This window comes from Luteimonas padinae, assembly GCF_014652935.1.
GTDB classification, from domain to species: domain Bacteria; phylum Pseudomonadota; class Gammaproteobacteria; order Xanthomonadales; family Xanthomonadaceae; genus Luteimonas; species Luteimonas padinae.
This window is the reverse complement of sequence record NZ_BMZT01000007.1, coordinates 1-17,685: the sequence shown is the minus strand read 5'-3', so window position 1 is coordinate 17,685 and position 17,685 is coordinate 1. Positions and strand designations below refer to the sequence as shown.

Genomic DNA, 17,685 nt, shown 5'->3' with positions numbered 1-17,685 from the left:
CGCGTCGCCGCCAATCGATTTCAGTCGAAGCGTTCGTGCGCGTTCGCCGCCTCGCGGCGCCAGTAGCTGGCCGCGCGAATGCGGCTCTTGTCGACGCCCAGCACATCGGCCAGGTGGCGCCGCACGGCGCGGATCTCGCTGTATTCGCCGGCGGCCCAGACGTAGCCTTCGCCCTCACCGGGCAGCGCGAGTTCGCGGACCGCGGACAGCAGCACCCCTTCGCCGGTATCCACTTCGCCCGGCCCTCCGACAACCCAGCGGATCTCCCGCGGGCACTCGCCGTGCAGCTCGATTCTTCCGTCTCCAGCCAGCGTCCTGATGATGACGATGGTCTGCGCCGAAGCCGGCAGCTCCTCCAGCCTGCGCCCGATCGCCGGGATCGCGGTCTCGTCGCCGATCAGCACGTGCCAGTCGAACGCGGTCGGCACCACAAGCGAGCCGCGCGGCCCGGCGATGCCGATCGGGTGGCCCGGTTCGGCATGCGTGGCCCATGCGGTCGCCGGCCCGGCGTGGCCGAGCACGAAATCGATGTCCAGCTCGTTCGCATCCGGGTCGTAGCGGCGCGGCGTGTAGTCGCGCATCGCGGGCTTCGCCCGGCCCTCCTCGAACACCAGGCCGTCGGGGCCCAGCGTCGGCAGGTTGGGCTCCTGGCCCGCGGCGTCCGGAACCACCAGCTTGACGTGGTCGTCGAACGAGGCCGAGACGAAGCCGGCCAGCGCGTCCCCGCCCAGGGTGATGCGCCGCATCGACGGGCCCAGCTCGACCACGCGCCTGACCTCCAGGCGCCGCGCGCGGATGGGGTGCTGCAGCTTCTGCACCTTGTATATGTCTGTCGTCATCGTGGGCCTCGGTTGCGGGGGAATCACTGGTCGTCGGACTCGCGCCCGCGCGTCAGATGTCGAGCACGATCTTTCCGAAGTGCTGCCCGCTCTCCTGGTGCCGGAACGCGGCCACCAGGTCGTCGAGCGCGAAGTGGCGGTCGATGACCGGGCGCAGCGTGCAGGCTTCCAGCGCGCGCACCATGTCCTGCTGCTGGCGGCGGCTGCCGACCACGAAGGCCTGCAGCCGCAGGTGCCGCGCCAGCGCCAGGCCCAGCGGCAGCTGGCTGTCGATCCCGGTGAGCACGCCGATCACCGCGATGTGGCCACCCACGCGGGTCGCCAGCATCGACTGCGGCAGGGTCGCCGGGCCGCCCACTTCGATCACGTGGTCCACGCCGCGACCGCCGGTCAGGCCGCGCACGGTCATGCCCCACTCGGGATCCTGGCGGTAGTTGATCAGCTCGTCGGCGCCCAGTTCGCGCATCCGCTCGAGCTTGGCGTCGCTGGACGAGGTCGCGATCACCCGCGCACCGGCCAGCTTCGCGAACTGCAGCGCGAAGATCGACACGCCGCCGCTGCCCTGCACCAGCACGTCCTGGCCCGGCTGCAGCGCACCGTGTTCGAACAGCGCCGTCCAGGCGGTCAGGCCGGCGGTGGTGAGCGTGGCGGCCTCGGCGTGGCTCCAGCCGCGCGGCGCGCGGGTGAAGGCCGTGGCCGGCGCCGTCACCTGCTCGCGCGCATAGCCGTCGATGCCGTCGCCCGGCACGCGGCCGAAGCCCTCGGCCGGCGGCGCGCCGTCCAGCCAGTCCGGGAAGAAGGTGCTGACCACGTGGTCGCCAACGGCGAATTCCTCCACGCCCTCGCCCAGCGCGATCACCTCGCCGGCGCCGTCGGACATCGGGATCCGGCGCTCGGCCGGGCCCATCGCGCCGCTGACCACGCCGTAGTCGTGGTAGTTGAGCGAACTGGCGCGCAGGCGCACGACGATCTCGCCGGGACCGGGCGCGACGGGTTCGGAGATGCCGACGCTGACCTGCTCGAAGCCGCCGCCAGCGGCGACATGAAGGGTCTTGATGGCCACGGGATTCCTTCCGTTGATGCGGGAGATGGCCAGTGTAGGAGGCCGGCGGAGTCCACAGGCACCCGCCCGCGGGCCCGGACGGCGTACTCAGTGTTCCATCCGGCCAGCCCGCCCGGTCCACGCACGGCCGCGTGTCGGAGCGGCGCTGGACGCAGGGCCTAGCAGAGCAGCACGCCCAGCTGCAGCATCGCCAGCCCGCCCTGGCGCCAGGCCAGGAACACCAGCGCCAGCACGCCAAGCAGCACCAGCGCGGACAGCGGGCCCAGCCAGGCCATCGGCTTCATGCGCGTCACGCCGACGCCCCCAGCAGCCGCGCGACCGGGCGCTCGCGGATCGGCCAGTTCAGCGCCGCGGCGGCCACGCCCAGCAGGATCGAGATCTGCCAGACCAGGTCGTAGCTGCCCGTCCTGTCATACAGGTATCCACCCAGCCAGCCGCCCAGGAACGAGCCCAGCTGGTGCAGCAGGAACACCAGGCCGCCGAGCATCGACAGGTTGCGCACGCCGAACATGGTGGCCACCGCACCGTTGGTCAGCGGCACCGTCGACAGCCACAGCAGGCCCATCGCGATGCCGAAGGCATACGCGGTCCAGACGCTCAGCGGCACGGTGATGAAGAGCGCGATGACCACCGACCGCGCGAGGTACAGCGCGCTCAGCAGCCGCGGCTTGGAACGGCGGGTGCCGAGCCAGCCGGCGATGCAGGTCCCGAACACGTTGAACAGCCCGACCAGGGCCAGCACCGTGGTGCCGACCATGATCGGAAGATTGTGGTCGACCAGGTACGCGGGCAGGTGGATGCCGATGAACACCACCTGGAACCCGCAGACGAAGAAGCCCAGCCCCAGCAGCCAGAATCCCGGATGGCCGCAGGCTTCGCGCAGCGCTTCGCCCAGGCTTTGTTCCGGCTCGTTGCCCGACGCGTGCGGCCGGTCGCGGATCATCGCCGCCAGCGGCACGATCAGCGCCGCCAGCAGGCCCAGCACCACCAGTGCCGCCGACCAGCCCAGCCACTGGATCAGGCCCAGCGAGCCCGGCAGCATCGCGAACTGACCGAACGAACCGGCGGCCGCGGCGATGCCCATGGCCATGCTGCGCTGCTCCGGCGGCACCGCGCGCCCGACCACGCCCAGCACCACGGAGAACGAGGTTCCCGACAGGCCGATGCCGATCAGCAGGCCGGCGCTGAGCGACAGCGACCACGGCGAGTCCGCCCAGGCCATCAGCACCAGGCCGACGGCGTACAGCAGGCCGCCGGCGACGATCGTCCTGCGCGCGCCGCAGCGGTCGGCCAGGGCGCCGGCCACCGGCTGGGTCAGGCCCCACACCAGGTTCTGCAGCGCCATCGCGAACGCGAACACGCCGCGGCCCCAGCCGAACTCCATGCTCATCGGAGACAGGAACAGGCCGAAGCCGTGGCGCACGCCCAGCGACAGGAACAGCACCAGCGAGGAGCCGAGCAGGATCCAGAAGGCCTTGCGCCACGCCGAAGTCATTGCGTCACCGGTCCGTCAGTCATGGATCGCGAGTGTGCCCGAGTGCCGCATGCGCAGCCTTATGCCAGCGCCGCGGCCACGGCGTCCGCCAGCGAGGTGGTCGGCCGGCCGATCAGCGTCGACAGCACGCGGCCGTCATCGAACAGCGCGCCCTTGCCGGCTTCGACATCGATCGCCGGCAGCGCGTCCGGCCACGGCGCGGGCACGCCCGCTGCGACCAGCGCCGCGGTGTACTCGGCGGGCGGCAGGTCGACGTAGGGCACGTCCTTGCCGGACTGGCGCGAGATCTCCGCGGCCAGTTCGGCCAGCGTGTAGGCGGTATCGCCGGCCAGCTCGTAGACCTGGCCGTCGTGGCCGGGTGTGGTCAGCACGGTCACCGCCGCATCGGCGTAGTCGGCGCGCGTCGCCGAAGCGATCCGCCCCTGCCCCGCGCTGCCGATCAGGGCGCCGTTGGCCACCACGGCGCCGGCGCCGGCGGTGTAGTTCTCGGTGTACCAGCCGTTGCGCAGCACGGCGGTGGCCAGCCCGGACTCGCGCAGCATGGCCTCGGTGGCGACGTGCTCGGGCGCCAGCCCCAGGGTCGAGCTGTCCGCGTGCAGCAGGCTGGTGTAGACCACGCGACGGACGCCGGCCTGCTTCGCGGCCTCGATGAGGTTGCGGTGCTGGGCTTCCCGCTGCCCGACCTCGCTGCCGGAAATCAGCATCAGCGTGTCGATGCCGGCCAGGGCCTTGTCCAGGGTTTCAGGGCGCGCGTAGTCGGCTTCGCGCACCTCCACGCCGAGGTCGGCGGCCTTCGCGGGCGTGCGGGCCAGGGCGACGATGTCGGTGGCCGGCACCTTGCTGCGCAGGCGCTCGATGAGCAGGCGACCAAGCTGGCCGGTGGCGCCGGTGACTGCGATTTTCATGGGTATTTGCTCCGTTGATGTGGGCGATGCGGCCAATGTAGGATTTGCACTAACTTTCAGGAAGTACGCGCGTGAAAGTAAGTGCAAAGGCCCCGGGCACCCCGCCCATCGACAAGGACCCCGCCCTGCTCGGCCGGATGCGCCGGGGCAGACTCCTCGCGGCCGCCTGCCCCTCGCGCGAGGTGCTCAAGCACGTCACCAGCCGCTGGGGCGTGCTGGTGCTGGTCGTGCTGGAGACCCGCGTCCACCGCTTCAGCGAGCTGCGCCGCGCCATCGGCGGCGTCAGCGAACGGATGCTGGCGCAGACCCTGCAGTGGCTGGAGGGCGACGGCCTGGTCGACCGGATCGCCTACGACGTGGTGCCGCCGCACGTGGAGTACCGGCTGACGCCGCTGGGCCGGGAGGCCGCGGAGAAGGTGCGGGCGCTGGCGGACTGGATCGAGGACAGCCTGCCGCGGATCCTGGAGGTTCAGGACCAGCGGAGCAGGGAGAACGTGGCCGAAGACCGGCCGCTGCCGTAGCGCCACCCCTACGAGGACCGGAGCACATGGCCACCGACCAGGACTTCATCGACTACGTCGCCGAGCAGGCCGGGCTCGGCGAACGGCTGACGCGCAGGAAGATGTTCGGCGAGTACGCGTTCTACGTGGACGGCAAGGTCGTGGCCTTCGCCTGCGACAACAGCCTGTTCGTCAAACCGTCCGCGGCCGCGGCGACGCTGGCCCCCGGCCTGCCGCAGCGGCCGCCGTATCCCGGCGCCAAGGACTACCCGGTGGTCGATGAACTGCTCGACGATGCCGATGCGCTGCACCGGCTGCTTCTCGAAACCGCCGCGCTGATGCCCGAACCGAAGCCGAAGAAGCCGCGCAAGGCCAGGGCAAGGCGCTGATGCGTCTCTGGTCGCTGCACCCGCGCTACCTCGACCCGCCGGGGCTGGTGGCGTCCTGGGAGGCGCAGTAGCGGCAGCGCTCCGTTCGCGCCCGGCTATCATCCCGGCAGCCCATCCGTTCGACGGTCATCCGATGCCTGCAAGAAAACCGATCGCCCGCCTGCAGATCCGCGTGGCCTTCGACTCCGGACTGGTGATCGGGCCGGGCAAGGTCGACCTGCTGGAGCACGTGCGCGACACCGGTTCGATCTCGGCCGCCGGGCGGCGCATGAAGATGAGCTACAAGCGCGCCTGGGATCTGGTCGATGCCATGAACCGGCACTTCGCCACGCCGGTGGTCGAGACCTCCAAGGGCGGCGCCGGCGGCGGCGGCGCGAAGCTCACCGCCATGGGCGAAGAGGTCATCGAGCGCTACCGCCGCATCCAGGCGCAGGCGGCGGAGGCGCTGGACGCCGAGGTGCGGGGCCTGCACCGCAGGCTGCGCTGAATCCCGCGACAAGCCGCGGCACACCGCCGGGCCGGCCACTTCGCGCCTCCCTCGGGATCACCGCGCCGTGGCCGACACCGGCGTGATCACCAGGCCGGTCTCGCCGGCCGAACCGCCGGCGAACTGCAGCACCAGCTCGCGCCCGGCGCGCAGGTCGAACTCGACGATCCTGTGCACCAGCGGGCAGCCGCGGCGGCCCTGGAAGTCGACCGACGTCAACACTTCGCCGGCATCGACCGCGTCGATCCAGTGCCCGGTGGTGATCGACACCGGGTAACGGCCGTCCGCGGGCACGGTGAAGGCCAGCAGGCCCGCCATGGCGCCGTCATCGAGCATCGGCTTGGCCGCGCGCCGCCACGGCGCCGGCCCGCGCGCTGCCGCCGCCTTAACAGGCACAGGCCCATGCTTCGGCGTTGCGCGTCCGGCACCCGCCGGGACCGGCCCCCACCCCAGCAGGAGCACGCCATGAAGACCTACAACGTCGGCTACCTGATCGGCAGCCTCGCCAAGGAGTCGATCAACCGCAAGCTCGCCAACGCGCTGTTCAAGCTCGCGCCGGAGCAGCTGAAGTTCAAGGAGATCCCGTTCGCGGACCTGCCGCTCTACAGCTACGACTACGACGCCGACTACCCGCAGGTCGGGCGCGACTTCAAGAAGGCGATCGAGTCGTCGGACGCGATCCTGATCGTCACGCCCGAGTACAACCGCTCCGTCCCGGGCGCGCTGAAGAACGCGCTCGACTGGGCCAGCCGGCCCTGGGGCAAGAACTCGTTCGCGCACATCCCGTCCGGCGTGATCGGCGCCTCACCCGGCGCCATCGGCACCGCGGTGGGCCAGCAGCACCTGCGCAGCATCCTCGGCTTCCTCAACTCGCCGCAGATGAACTCGCCCGAGGCCTACATCCAGTTCAAGGACGGGATGATCAACGATGCCGGCGAGATCGCCGATGCCGGCACGGCGAAGTTCCTCGCCGGCTACATGGAGGAGTTCCACCAGCACGTCGCGCGCGTGCTGACGGTGCTGCCGCGCGGGGCCTGAGGCCCGGGCGCGACCGCCGCCGGGCCGATGCCGGATGGCGGCCGCAGGATGCCGCGCCTCAGCCCGGCTGCGGCATCAGCGCGTCGTCCCTGGCGCGCGCACGCTGGTAGGCCTCGCGCCCGCGCAGGCGCTCGGCCCAGGCGGTGAACGCGGGGCGATCGGGAATCGACTTGAACGCCCGGCCGAAATCGACCTGGCTGCCGACGTAGACATCGGCCGCGCTGAAGCGCTCGCCCAGCAGCCAGGGCGAGGCCGACGCCGCGGCCTGCTCCAGCGCGTGGATGACCTGGTCGTAGCTGCCGTAGCCGACGAAGCCGGCCTTCTCCGGCGGCGGCAGCTGGCCCAGCGCATTCGCCGTCACCGCCGCCTCGACCGGACCCGCGGCGAAGAACATCCAGCGCAGGTAGGGCCCGCGCAGCGGATCGTCCGGCGCCGGCGCCAGGCCGGCCTGCGGGAAGGCGTCGGCCAGGTAGGCGCAGATGGCGGCGGCCTCGGTGACCACGATGCCGCGGTGCTGCAGCGCCGGCACCTTGCCCATCGGGTTGACCGCCAGGTACTCCGGCGACTTCATGCCCTTGCCGTACTCCTGCACCACGGCGCGGTATTCCACGCCGAGCTCCTCCAGCATCCAGCGCACGATCCGGCCGCGGGACATCGGGTTGGTGTGGAAGACGAGTTCGCTGTCGGCCATGGCAGGCGGTCCGGATCCGGTGACGGGACGGTCACGTTACTCCCGTCGCGGCTGCGCGGGATACCCGGGCCGGCTGTCCGACGCCGGGCACGCCCGGCGGACGGAGGCTGCCGCGCTCAACCGGTGTTCTGGATCCCCGCCGCGATGCCGTTCACGGTCGCGAACAGCGCACGCAGCAGCGTGCCGTCTTCGCGGCCGCCTTCGCGCCAGCGCCGCAGCAGCTCCACCTGCAGCAGGCTGATCGGATCGACATAGGGATTGCGCAGGCGGATCGACAGGCGCAGGCGGTAGTCGCCGGCCAGCAGGTCGTCTTCGCCCTTGATCGCGAGGATGGCGTCGCGGGTGCGCGCGAACTCGGCGGCGATGCCGGGGAAGAACGCGGCGTGCGCGTCGCCGGCCAGCTGCGAATAGCGCTCGAAGATGTCGAGGTCGGACTTGGCCAGCAGCATCTCGACGTCATCGAGCATGGCGGCGAAGAACGGCCAGTCGCGCGCCATCTCCGCCATCGCGTCGAGCCCATGCGACTGGATGCCGCGCTCCAGCGCATGGCCCACGCCGTACCAGCCGGTCAGGCCGGAGCGGTTCTGCGACCACGCGAACACCCACGGGATCGCGCGCAGGTTGGCGATGCCGCCTTCGCGCCGGCGCGAGGGCCGCGAGCCGATCTGCAGGCGCTCGATCACGTCCACCGGCGTGGCGGCGCGGAAGTAGGCATCGAAGCCGGGGTCGTCGTGCACCAGCGCGCGGTAGCAGGCGCGCGAGTCCGCCGCCAGGCCGTCGGCGATCGCGCGCCAGGCGCTCACGCGCGGCTCGGCCGGCCGCGGCCGCAGGCTCGCGCGCAGCACCGCGCCGGTCATCTGCTCGAGGTTGCGCAGCGCCAGCGCGCGGATGCCGTACTTGCGGTGGATCACCTCGCCCTGCTCGGTCACGCGCATGCGCCCGTCGACGCTGCCGCGCGGCGCGGCGATGATCGCGCGTCCGGTCTTGCCGCCGCCGCGGCTGACCGAGCCGCCGCGGCCGTGGAAGAACACCAGGCGCACGCCGGCCTCGCGCGCCAGCCGCATCAGGTCGACCTGCGCGCGCTGCAGCGCCCAGCGCGAGGCCATGAGTCCGCTGTCCTTGGCGCTGTCGGAGTAGCCGAGCATGACGATCTGGCGGTCGCCGCGCGCCGCGACGTGGCGGCGGTAGACCGGGTCGTCGAACAGCGCGCGCATCACGCCGGCGGCGGCGTCGAGGTCGTCGACGGTCTCGAACAGCGGCGCGACGTCGAGCGGGACTTCGCCGCCACCCACATGTGCGCCACCGGCTTCGGCGCCGCCGTCCGCCTGCTCCACGCAGCCGGCGATGCGCGCCAGCGCCAGCACCGCCAGCGCATCGGCGGCGCTGCGGCTCATGCTGACGATGTAGGGGCCGAAGGCGTTCCCGCCGTAGCGCCGGCGCGCGGACTTCACCGTGCGGAAGACCTCGAGCGTGGAGGCGGCGGCTTCGGCATCGGGCACGCGAGGCCGTGGTGATCCGATCAGCGCGTGCAGGCGGGACAGCCGCTCCTCCAGCGGCTGCGCCGCCCAGTCGTCGATGCCTTCGAGCGCGCCCAGCGCGGCATCGTGCATCGCCGAATCCTGGCGCAGGTCGAGCGCGGCGAGATGGAAGCCGAAGCCCGTCACCCGCCGCCGCAGCCGGCGCAGCGCGAAGCGGCCGGCATGCTCGCCGCGGTTGGCCGCGAGGCTGGCGTCGATGAGGTCGAGGTCGGCGAGGAACTCCGGCGCACCGGCGTAGGCGGCCGCGGCCCGGTCGCCGCCATCGACAGGGCCGCGGNCGTAGGCGGCCGCGGCCCGGTCGCCGCCATCGACAGGGCCGCGGCCGGCGTCGCCGTCATGTCGCCCCTCTCCGGCCAGCGTCGCCTCCAGCCGCGCCGACATCAGCTCCATCAGCTGGCGATACGGCATGTCCACCTGGCGCGCACGCAGCCGCGCCGCGGCCTCCGGCATCCGCTCGCGATACTCCGCCAGCCGCGCCTCGACCGCGGCATCGACGCCGGCGCGGTCACGCGTCTGCGTCAGCACCTGGCCCAGCGCGCGCAGCTCCTCGCGGTACTGCCCGATCACCTGCGCGCGCTGCGCTGCCAGCGCGGCCTCGATGGTCGCGGCGCCGACGTTGGGATTGCCGTCCATGTCGCCGCCGACCCAGGTGCCGAAGCGCAGCACGTCGGGCAGCGCGATGCGCTCGCCCCAGGCCTGCTCCACCGCGTCGGCGAACACCTCGTAGAACGCCGGCAGCACCCGGAACAGCACACCCAGGTAGTGGCCGATGTGGTCGACCTCGTCGGTGACGGTGGGCTTGAGCGGTGGCGCCTCGGACGTCTGCCAGGTGGTGGCCAGCGCCTGGCGGATGCGCGACTCGTCGCTCAGGCGCTCGTCGGGCGTGCGCGTGCGGTCGATGTCGGCCACCAGCCGCTCCACGATCACGCGCTCCTTGGCCAGCAGCGCGCGGCGCACGGCTTCGGTGGGATGCGCGGTGAACACCGGCTCCACCCACAGCCGCGGCAGCAGCGCCTTCAGCTCGTCGAGCGACACCCCGTCGGCATGCAGCGCGGCGAGCACCGCCTCCAGCCCGCCGGGCTGCGGGCCCTCGTCGCTGCGCTGGTGGTCGCGGCGGCGGCGGATGCGGTGCACGCGCTCGGCCAGGTTGATGGCGCCGAACCAGGCCGAGAACGCGCGCACCAGCGCATCGGCATTCGCGGGCGAGACCGCGGCCAGCTGCGCGGCCAGCGCATCCACCGACGCATCGCGTTCGCGGCGCGCGATCGCCGCCCGCCGCACCGCCTCGACCTGCTCCAGCAGCGCCGGCGACACCTGCTCGGCCAGCATCTCCCCCACCATCGCCCCGAGCCTGCGCACGTCATCGCGCAACAGCGCATCGGTCCCGGCAAATTCAAGCTGCTCGCGCAGCGGTGCGTCACGACTGTCGGAAGGAATGCTCATGCTCCGGAGGCTATACCGGCGTGTGTGGAAGAGTTATTTTTGCCACGGATTTACGCGGATGGACGCGGATTTACACGGATAAAGCAGATGCCGTTGCAGGAGCAGCTATAGCTGCGATCAACCTTCACGGCCACGATCAGCCTGTCGCGTTCTGCCGGCCTTTGATCGCAGCTATAGCTGCTCCTACAGATACAAAGGGCTTTTGCTCTATCCGTGTAAATCCGCGTCCATCCGTGTGATCCGTGGCAAAGCTTTTGCCCTCGACTCAGTACGCGAACTCTCGAAAGACGCGGTCGATATCGCCGCCCCATTCGCCGTGGAACAGGGCGAGCTTGCGCTCGGCGGGCGTTTCGTTGGCCTGGGCGAATTCGATCAGCGGATCGAGGAAGTGGCGCTCGTCCTGGTCCTGCTCGTTGCGGCGGTCGCGTCGCGCCAGGCCGGCGGCGGAGATCTCCAGTGCGCGCAGCGCGAGGTCGCGCACGGTGCCGCCGCGGAACGGCAGCTTCAGCGCCTGCCTGGGTACGCCGTCGCGCAGGGCGTGGCGCTCGGCGAGGGTGAAGTCCTTCACCAGGTCCCAGGCCGCGTCCAATGACGCGTCGTCGTACAGCAGGCCGACCCAGAAGGCGGGCAGCGCGCAGATGCGGTTCCAGGGACCACCGTCGGCGCCGCGCATCTCGAGGAAGGTCTTCATCCGCACTTCCGGGAAGGCGGTGGTCATGTGGTCGGACCAGTCCTGCATCGTCGGCAGCGCGCCCGGCAGCGCCGGCAGGCGGCCAGCCATGAAATCGCGGAACGACTGCCCGCTGGCGTCGTGGTATGTCTTGAGACCGTCCGCGCCGTCGCGGTAGCTGAAGTACATCGGCACGTCGAGCAGGTAGTCGACGTAGCGCTCGTAGCCGAAGCCGTCCTCGAAGACGAAGTCGAGCATGCCGGTGCGGTCGGGGTCGGTATCGGTCCAGATGTGCGAGCGCCAGCTGAGGTAGCCGTTGGGCTTGCCTTCGGTGAACGGCGAGTCCGCGAACAGCGCAGTGGCGATCGGCTGCAGCGCCAGCGAGACGCGGAACTTCTTCGCCATGTCCGCTTCGTCGGCGTAGTCCAGGTTGACCTGCACCGTGCAGGTGCGGGTCATCATGTCGAGGCCCAGGTCGCCGACCTTGGGCATGTAGGCACGCATGATCCGGTAGCGGTCCTTGGGCATCCACGGCATGTCCGCGCGCGCCCACTTCGGCTGGAAGCCCATGCCGAGGAAGCCCAGGCGCAGGTCGTCGGCGACCGTCTTGACCTCGAACAGGTGGCTGCCGACTTCGCGGCAGGTGTCGTGGATGGTCTCCAGCGGCGCGCCCGACAGCTCCAGCTGGCCGGCGGGCTCGAGCGTGACCGAGGCACCATCCTTGGTCAGCGCGACCACGCGGCCATGTTCGGCCACCGGCTCCCAGCCGTAGCGCGCCAGGCCTTCGAGCAGCACGCCGATGCCGCGCTCGCCCTCGTACTCCGGCGGCCGCAGGTCGTCCAGGCGGAAGCCGAACTTCTCGTGCTCGGTGCCGATGCGCCAGTCCGCGCGCGGCTTGCCGCCCGAGGCGAGGTAGGCGACGAGTTCGTCGCGCGAGCGGATCGGAGCATCGTTGCGGGTGCTGGGACTGGACACGTGGAAGGCTCGCCGGCGCGTATGGATGGGGAGTCGCCGGTCAGCTCCGGCGCAGCCGGGCCACTATATCGCCCGGAAGCGCCGGCACCGGGCCCGTTCCCGGGCTGCAGCGTCGCCGCCAGCACCACAATCGCCATGAGGGAGTCGGCATGCCACCGCCCGGACAGCATCGCAGCAGCGACGACGGCGCCGCCGCCATCGCCGCCCGGACGCGGCGCGGACTCAGTCCGGCGCGATCTCCAGCCAGCTGCAGATCACGCCGCGCGCCTGGTCGACGCCGAGCTTCGACTCGCCCGAGAACGCCTGCACGCTCACGGTGTCGCCATAATCCTTGGCCAGGTCGCGCTTCACCGCCTGCACCGCGGCGGCGGTCGCGCCGCGCGAAAGCTTGTCGGCCTTGGTCAGCAGCGCGTGCGCCGGCAGGCCGCGGGTCACGGCGTAACCCAGCATGTGGCGGTCGTAATCCTTCAGCGGGTGGCGGATGTCCATCACCACCACCAGCCCGCGCAGGGCCTGGCGGCTCTGGAAATACTTGTCGAGGAAGGCCTGCCAGTGCGCGCGCAGGTCCATCGGCACCTTGGCGTAGCCGTAGCCGGGCAGGTCCACCAGGTAGCGGCCTTCGTGCTGCGGCAGTTCGAAATACACCAGCTGCTGGGTCCGGCCGGGGGTCTTCGAGACCCGCGCCAGCGCGTTCTGCTGGCACAGGGCGTTGAGCGCGCTGGACTTGCCGGCGTTGGAGCGTCCCGCGAACGCGACTTCGAAGCCGCCGTCGGGCGGCAGCTGGCGGGGAGTGTGCGCCGCCAGCATGTACTGGGCGCGGGCAAGGGGATTGGCCATGGCGCACAGGATCGCACGGAAGCCCCCGCCGGCGGGTTTGACCGTCCCGAGGCCCGGGCCGGATAATGACGGGCCTTGCGACCGGGCCAGCCCGGTATCCCGATCCCCGGAGTCCAGCCAGATGCGTCACGCCCGCAGCTACCTCCTCGCCGGTTTCGCCGCCTTCGCGGTCGGCACCGTCGCCTTCGCCCAGACCACGGTCGCCCCGCTGGAGGAAGCCGAGCCGGTCGAGACCCTGCCGCTGGAGTCCGTCGACGCCCTGGCCGAGCTCGCCAAGACCCGCCCCGGCAACGCCCAGAACGGCGCCACCCTGGCCGGCACCTGCGCCGCCTGCCATGGCCTGGACGGCAAGAGCACCATCCCCGAGATCTACCCGAACATCGGCGGCCAGAGCGAGGCCTACCTGGCCCGCCAGCTGGCGCTGTTCAAGAGCGGCGAGCGCGCGAACGCGATCATGCAGCCCTTCGCCTCGATGCTGTCGGCGCAGGACATGCGCGACGTCGGCGCCCACTTCGCCACCCAGGCGAAGTCGGCCGGCATCGCCGACGACACCCTGGTCGCCGAAGGCCGCTACGAAGGCATGAAGTTCTACGAAATCGGCCAGCAGCTGTTCCGCCAGGGCGATTTCGAGCGCGGCATCCCGGCCTGCATGGCCTGCCACGGCCCCACTGGCGCCGGCAACCCGGGCCCGCCCTACCCGCTCGTCGGCGGCCAGCAGTCCTGGTACACCGCGCGCCGCCTGCAGGAATACCGCGCCGGCACCACCACCGAGCGCGACACCGGCATGTTCGACATCATGGCCTCGATCGCCAGCCATCTGACCGACGAAGAGATCGGCGCCCTGTCGAGCTACATGCAGGGCCTGCACCAGCGTCCCGACGCCGCCACCCTGGCCGCGATCGCCGCGATGCCGGCGGCTGCCCCCGCGCCGGCCGCCGAGGCCGCGCCGGCCGACGCCGCCGCCGAAGGCACCGCGCCGGCCGAAGGGACGGACGCCGTGGAAGGCACCGAAGGCAGCGAGGGCGCCGCGCCGGCCCCGGCCGAAGACGCCACCGCCCCGGCGACGGACGTCCAGCAGGCTCCGTGACCCGGGTCCGGCAGCCGACCGCCGGCGCCCTGCACAATGCGTGACCCGCAGCGCCGGCCAGGCCCCTGTGCCGGCGCTTTCGTTTCCGTCGAGGCCCACTGCCGATGATCCAGCGACTGTCCGCCGCCCTGCTCGTCCTCGCCTTCGCCGCCCTGGCCTGGCTGCCCGCGGCCGCGCGCGCCGGCGACGGCCTGGTCGAGGGCCACGACTACGTGGTGATTCCCGGCGGACAGCCGCTGAAGTTCGAACCCGGCAAGGTCGAAGTGGTGGAGGTGTTCGCCTACTGGTGCCACGCCTGCAACGACTTCCAGCCGATGGTCGGCCGCTGGCAGCGCGACCTGCCCGCCGACGTCGCCTTCCGCTACCTGCCCGGCGCGTTCACGCAGAACGACGCCGGCGCGCGCGCATACTTCGCCGCGGAATCGCTGGGCGCACTGTCGAAGACGCATGAACCCACCTTCCGCGCCATCCACGTCGAGCAGTCGCTGCCGGCGCGCGGCGCCTCGGTGGACGAATACGCCGCGCTGTACGCCGGCTTCGGCCTCGACCGCGCGCAGGTGCTCGCGGCGATGCGTTCGCCGGAGACCGACGCACGCATGGAAGCCGCGCGCGACTTCATGATGGCGTCGGGCGTGGAGGCCACGCCGACGATGATCGTGAACGGCCGCTACCGCGTCATCGGCCGCAGCTACGGCGACCTGCTCCGCATCACCGACCTGCTGGTCGCGCGCGAGCGCGCTGCCGGCACCCGCTGATTCCCGCATCCGCAACACAACGAGTGCACACCATGACCAAGCGCCTCCTCGCCCCCCTGCTCCTGAGCCTGATGCTCGTCGCCTGCGGCGGCGGCGAAACGCCCGCGACGCCCGACGCCGCGCCGGCCCCGGCCGCACCGGCCGAAGCGGCCGCCCCGGTGGCCGACGAGCCCGTCGGCACCGCCGCGCCTGCCGTCGACGGCAGCGAGGCCCCGGCCGCCGGAACGACCGATGGCGCACCCGCTGCCGCACCGGCCGACCCTGCCGCCGAAGCCGCGGTCGCCGCCGCAGCGCAGGCCGCCGCCCAGGGCCCGGCCCTGGTCCCCGGCACCGACTACGTCGAGATCCCCGGCGGCCAGCCCTTCGCCCCGCTCAACGGCCAGGTGGAAGTGGTCGAGGTGTTCGCCTATTCCTGCGGCCACTGCGCGGCGTTCGACCCGCTGGTCGGCGCCTGGAAGAAGCGCCTGCCGTCCGACGTCCGCTTCACCATGCTGCCGGCCGCCTTCAGCGACCAGGACAACTTCGGCCCGGCCTTCTTCGCCGCCGAGGCCACCGGCGTGATCGACCGCGTGCACACCCCCCTGTTCAACGCCATGCACATCGAGCGCAGCCTGCGCCCGAACGCCAGCGCCGACGAGATCATCGCCGTCATGGCCAGGCACGGCGCCAACGCCTCCCAGCTCAAGGGCACCATCGACAGCTTCGCGGTGAAGGCCCAGATCGCGCGCACCCGCCAGTTCATGGCGCGCAGCGGCATCGACGCCACCCCGACCGTGGTGGTGAACGGCAAGTACCGCGTGCGCGGCCGCAGCCTCGAGGACATCCTGCGCATCACCGACCAGCTGATCGTGCGCGAGCGCGCCGCGACCCAGGCCGGTGGCAGCCTCTGATCCCGGCCAGCGGGCGCGCGCCGACCAGGCCGCGCCCGAACCCGCTGCCGGCGCCGACGGCGTCGCGCAGCGGCTGAAGCTGCTCAGCGCCAACATCCAGGCCGGCTCCAGCACCCGCCGCTACAGCGACTACGCCACCCGCAGCTGGTCGCACGTGCTGCCGATGGGCAACAAGCGCGGCATGCTCGACGCCATCGCCCAGCTGGCCGGCCGCCACGACATCGTCGGCCTGCAGGAAGCCGATCCGGGCAGCTGGCGCTCCGGGTTCACCAACCAGACCCACTACCTCGCCGAGCGGGGCGGCTTCGACTACTGGACCCACCAGCCCAACCGGCGCGTGGGCCAGTTCGCCTCCAGCGCCAACGGCCTGCTGAGCAAGTTCGAACCGCTGGACATCGCCGTGCATGCCCTGCCCGGCCGCATCTCCGGCCGCGGCGTGCTGGTGGCGAAGTTCGGCGAAGGCGACGACGGCCTGACCATCGCTGTGGCCCACCTTTCGCTGGGCGCGCAGTCGCGCGCCTCGCAGCTGTCGTTCATCGCCGAACTGCTGGCCGACACCCCGCATGCCGTGCTGATGGGCGACTTCAACTGCACTGTCGACCGCCCCGAGATGGCCAGCCTGTTCCGCCAGACCCGCCTGCAGCCGCCGGCGTGCATGGTGCACACCTTCCCGAGCTGGAAGCCGCAAAAGGCGATCGACCACATCCTGGTGAGCGACGGCCTGGGCTGCCGCGACATGCAGGCCTTTCCCGCCGCGTTCTCCGACCACCTGGCGCTGTCGGTGGAACTCGACGTGCCGCCCGCCGCCCTCAAACGCTGAGCCCATGCCCAAGTCCACCGTCGTCAAGGCCGAGCTGCAGATCAGCGACATGGATCGGCACTACTACGCCACCCACAACCTCGTGCTGGCGCAGCATCCGTCGGAAACCGACGAGCGCCTGATGGTGCGCCTGCTGGCCTTCGCCCTGTACGCCGACGAACGCCTGGAGTTCGGCCGCGGCCTGAGCGACGAGGACGAGCCGGCGCTGTGGAAGCGCGACTACACCGGCGACGTCGAGCTGTGGATCGAGCTCGGGCACCCCGACGAATCGCGCATCCGCAAGGCCAGCGCCCGCGCGCGCAAGGTGGTGGTGCTGAACTACGGCGGCCGCGCCTCCGACCTCTGGTGGGAGAAGAACGCCGGCACCCTGTCGCGGCTGAAGAACCTCACCGTGCTCTCGCTGCCGCCGGACGTGCCGGAGCAGCTGGCCGCCCTGGGCGAGCGCGGCATGCGCCTGAACGTGCTGGTGCAGGACGGCGAACTGCAGCTGATGGGCGACCGCGGCAGCCTGGCGGTGCGGCCGGACGTGCGCATCGCCGCCTGAGCCGGGCTACCCTCGCGGCTTCATTCGACGGAGTCGCCCCGCATGACCCACCGCCCGAGCCGCGCCGCCGCGGCGCTTGCCTGCCTGTTCGCACTCGCTGCCTGCGGCAAGGCCCCGCCGCCCTACACCGGCGGTGACGTCGGCGAATTCCAGCGCATCGACGTGGTCGAAGGCCGCGGCGACCCCGCCAAAGCCGGCGATGAAGTCAGCGTGCACTACACGGGCTGGCTGTACGACGCGAAGGCCGCCGACAGGCGCGGCGCGAAATTCGACAGCTCCGTGGACCGCGGACAGCCGTTCGTCTTCATGCTGGGCGCGGGCAGGGTGATCCGGGGATGGGATGAAGGCGTGGCCGGGATGCGGGTGGGCGGCAAGCGCGAACTGCTGATCCCGGCGGATCTGGGCTATGGCAAAAAAGGCGCGGGCGGCGTGATCCCGCCGGGGGCCTCGCTGGTGTTCGAGGTGGAGTTGTTGGATATTCGTCGGTAAGCGGCGGGACCAGGGGCTGCGGGATTCGGGGCCTGCTGGCGTGCCAGGTGCATACCGGCAGTTTCGGGGCGGTAAGCGTTACCGCTTCATTTCCGGGCTTTTGTCCGACAACATCTCTTTTACCGCCTCATTTTTGAGGCTTACTTAGTGTTAGGCCGCATGGCGATTTCTCGCAAGATTGACCACGTTGCTCTTGGCTGGCTGATCGTAGTGTCAGTCGCAGCTATAGC

The 17,685-nt window shown here is 71.4% G+C and carries 19 protein-coding genes and 1 pseudogene; 10 read left to right on the top strand and 10 right to left on the bottom strand.

Features of this window, described 5'->3' with window-relative positions; all coding sequences use genetic code 11:
• Window positions 1-20 precede the first annotated feature (20 nt).
• From IE168_RS09115 to IE168_RS09100, 5 genes are all read right to left on the bottom strand, one after another.
• Window positions 21-839 (bottom strand): siderophore-interacting protein, encoded by an 819-nt coding sequence (locus tag IE168_RS09115; protein WP_189497464.1) that lies wholly within the window; start codon window positions 837-839, stop codon window positions 21-23.
• A gap of 52 nt (window positions 840-891) precedes the next feature.
• The gene (locus tag IE168_RS09110) at window positions 892-1,929 is read right to left on the bottom strand and encodes a zinc-dependent alcohol dehydrogenase family protein (protein ID WP_386659681.1); all 1,038 of its coding nucleotides are present in this window, start codon (window positions 1,927-1,929) and stop codon (window positions 892-894) included.
• Between the two features lie 131 nt (window positions 1,930-2,060).
• Entirely contained in the window at window positions 2,061-2,186 is a 126-nt protein-coding gene (locus IE168_RS14695) for a hypothetical protein (protein WP_268245207.1), read from the bottom strand.
• Window positions 2,187-2,191: 5 nt separating this feature from the next.
• Entirely contained in the window at window positions 2,192-3,397 is a 1,206-nt protein-coding gene (locus tag IE168_RS09105) for an MFS transporter (RefSeq protein ID WP_189497460.1), read from the bottom strand.
• 59 nt (window positions 3,398-3,456) lie between these two features.
• Window positions 3,457-4,302, bottom strand: a complete 846-nt coding sequence (locus tag IE168_RS09100) for an SDR family oxidoreductase (RefSeq protein ID WP_189497458.1) — start codon at window positions 4,300-4,302, stop codon at window positions 3,457-3,459.
• 71 nt (window positions 4,303-4,373) lie between these two features.
• Between IE168_RS09100 and IE168_RS09095 the strand changes: the two genes are divergently transcribed.
• The 3 genes from IE168_RS09095 to IE168_RS09085 all read left to right on the top strand — a co-directional run bounded on the left by IE168_RS09095 (window position 4,374) and on the right by IE168_RS09085 (window position 5,678).
• Window positions 4,374-4,823, top strand: coding sequence for a winged helix-turn-helix transcriptional regulator (locus tag IE168_RS09095; protein WP_268245206.1), 450 nt, complete (start codon window positions 4,374-4,376; stop codon window positions 4,821-4,823).
• 26 nt (window positions 4,824-4,849) lie between these two features.
• A complete protein-coding gene (locus IE168_RS09090; RefSeq protein ID WP_189497455.1) occupies window positions 4,850-5,191 on the top strand; it encodes a TfoX/Sxy family protein in 342 nt (113 codons plus the stop codon).
• Window positions 5,192-5,324: 133 nt separating this feature from the next.
• On the top strand, window positions 5,325-5,678 hold the full coding sequence (locus tag IE168_RS09085) for a winged helix-turn-helix domain-containing protein (RefSeq protein WP_189497453.1): 354 nt from the start codon (window positions 5,325-5,327) through the stop codon (window positions 5,676-5,678).
• 57 nt (window positions 5,679-5,735) lie between these two features.
• Here IE168_RS09085 and IE168_RS09080 read toward each other — a convergent pair whose 3' ends face one another.
• Entirely contained in the window at window positions 5,736-6,074 is a 339-nt protein-coding gene (locus IE168_RS09080; RefSeq protein ID WP_189497452.1) for a hypothetical protein, read from the bottom strand.
• 69 nt (window positions 6,075-6,143) lie between these two features.
• Between IE168_RS09080 and IE168_RS09075 the strand changes: the two genes are divergently transcribed.
• Window positions 6,144-6,716, top strand: coding sequence for an NADPH-dependent FMN reductase (locus IE168_RS09075; protein WP_189497450.1), 573 nt, complete (start codon window positions 6,144-6,146; stop codon window positions 6,714-6,716).
• 58 nt (window positions 6,717-6,774) lie between these two features.
• Here IE168_RS09075 and IE168_RS09070 read toward each other — a convergent pair whose 3' ends face one another.
• The 4 genes from IE168_RS09070 to yihA form a co-directional block, all read right to left on the bottom strand.
• On the bottom strand, window positions 6,775-7,407 hold the full coding sequence (locus IE168_RS09070) for a glutathione S-transferase family protein (protein WP_189497447.1): 633 nt from the start codon (window positions 7,405-7,407) through the stop codon (window positions 6,775-6,777).
• A 116-nt stretch (window positions 7,408-7,523) separates the two neighbouring features.
• The gene (ppc, locus tag IE168_RS09065) at window positions 7,524-10,388 is read right to left on the bottom strand and encodes a phosphoenolpyruvate carboxylase (protein ID WP_189497445.1); all 2,865 of its coding nucleotides are present in this window, start codon (window positions 10,386-10,388) and stop codon (window positions 7,524-7,526) included.
• Between the two features lie 265 nt (window positions 10,389-10,653).
• The gene (locus tag IE168_RS09060; protein ID WP_189497443.1) at window positions 10,654-12,033 is read right to left on the bottom strand and encodes a glutamate--cysteine ligase; all 1,380 of its coding nucleotides are present in this window, start codon (window positions 12,031-12,033) and stop codon (window positions 10,654-10,656) included.
• A 222-nt stretch (window positions 12,034-12,255) separates the two neighbouring features.
• Window positions 12,256-12,870, bottom strand: coding sequence for a ribosome biogenesis GTP-binding protein YihA/YsxC (yihA, locus tag IE168_RS09055; RefSeq protein WP_189497441.1), 615 nt, complete (start codon window positions 12,868-12,870; stop codon window positions 12,256-12,258).
• 121 nt (window positions 12,871-12,991) lie between these two features.
• On the opposite strand from yihA, the pseudogene IE168_RS09050 reads away from it, so the two are divergent.
• The 6 genes and pseudogenes from IE168_RS09050 to IE168_RS09025 form a co-directional block, all read left to right on the top strand.
• A pseudogene (locus tag IE168_RS09050) lies at window positions 12,992-13,798 on the top strand (c-type cytochrome); the annotation flags it as partial.
• A gap of 263 nt (window positions 13,799-14,061) precedes the next feature.
• Window positions 14,062-14,712 carry a thiol:disulfide interchange protein DsbA/DsbL gene (locus tag IE168_RS09045; protein ID WP_189497437.1) on the top strand — a complete coding sequence of 217 codons (651 nt, stop codon included), beginning with the start codon at window positions 14,062-14,064 and terminating at the stop codon, window positions 14,710-14,712.
• Between the two features lie 32 nt (window positions 14,713-14,744).
• Entirely contained in the window at window positions 14,745-15,602 is an 858-nt protein-coding gene (locus tag IE168_RS09040) for a thiol:disulfide interchange protein DsbA/DsbL (RefSeq protein WP_189497435.1), read from the top strand.
• A gap of 79 nt (window positions 15,603-15,681) precedes the next feature.
• Window positions 15,682-16,422 carry an endonuclease/exonuclease/phosphatase family protein gene (locus IE168_RS09035; RefSeq protein ID WP_189497805.1) on the top strand — a complete coding sequence of 247 codons (741 nt, stop codon included), beginning with the start codon at window positions 15,682-15,684 and terminating at the stop codon, window positions 16,420-16,422.
• A gap of 4 nt (window positions 16,423-16,426) precedes the next feature.
• Window positions 16,427-16,966, top strand: a complete 540-nt coding sequence (locus tag IE168_RS09030; RefSeq protein WP_189497433.1) for a YaeQ family protein — start codon at window positions 16,427-16,429, stop codon at window positions 16,964-16,966.
• Window positions 16,967-17,008: 42 nt separating this feature from the next.
• Window positions 17,009-17,455: an FKBP-type peptidyl-prolyl cis-trans isomerase gene (locus IE168_RS09025; RefSeq protein ID WP_189497431.1), complete on the top strand. Its 447-nt coding sequence runs from the start codon at window positions 17,009-17,011 to the stop codon at window positions 17,453-17,455.
• The last annotated feature ends 230 nt before the right edge of the window (window positions 17,456-17,685 follow it).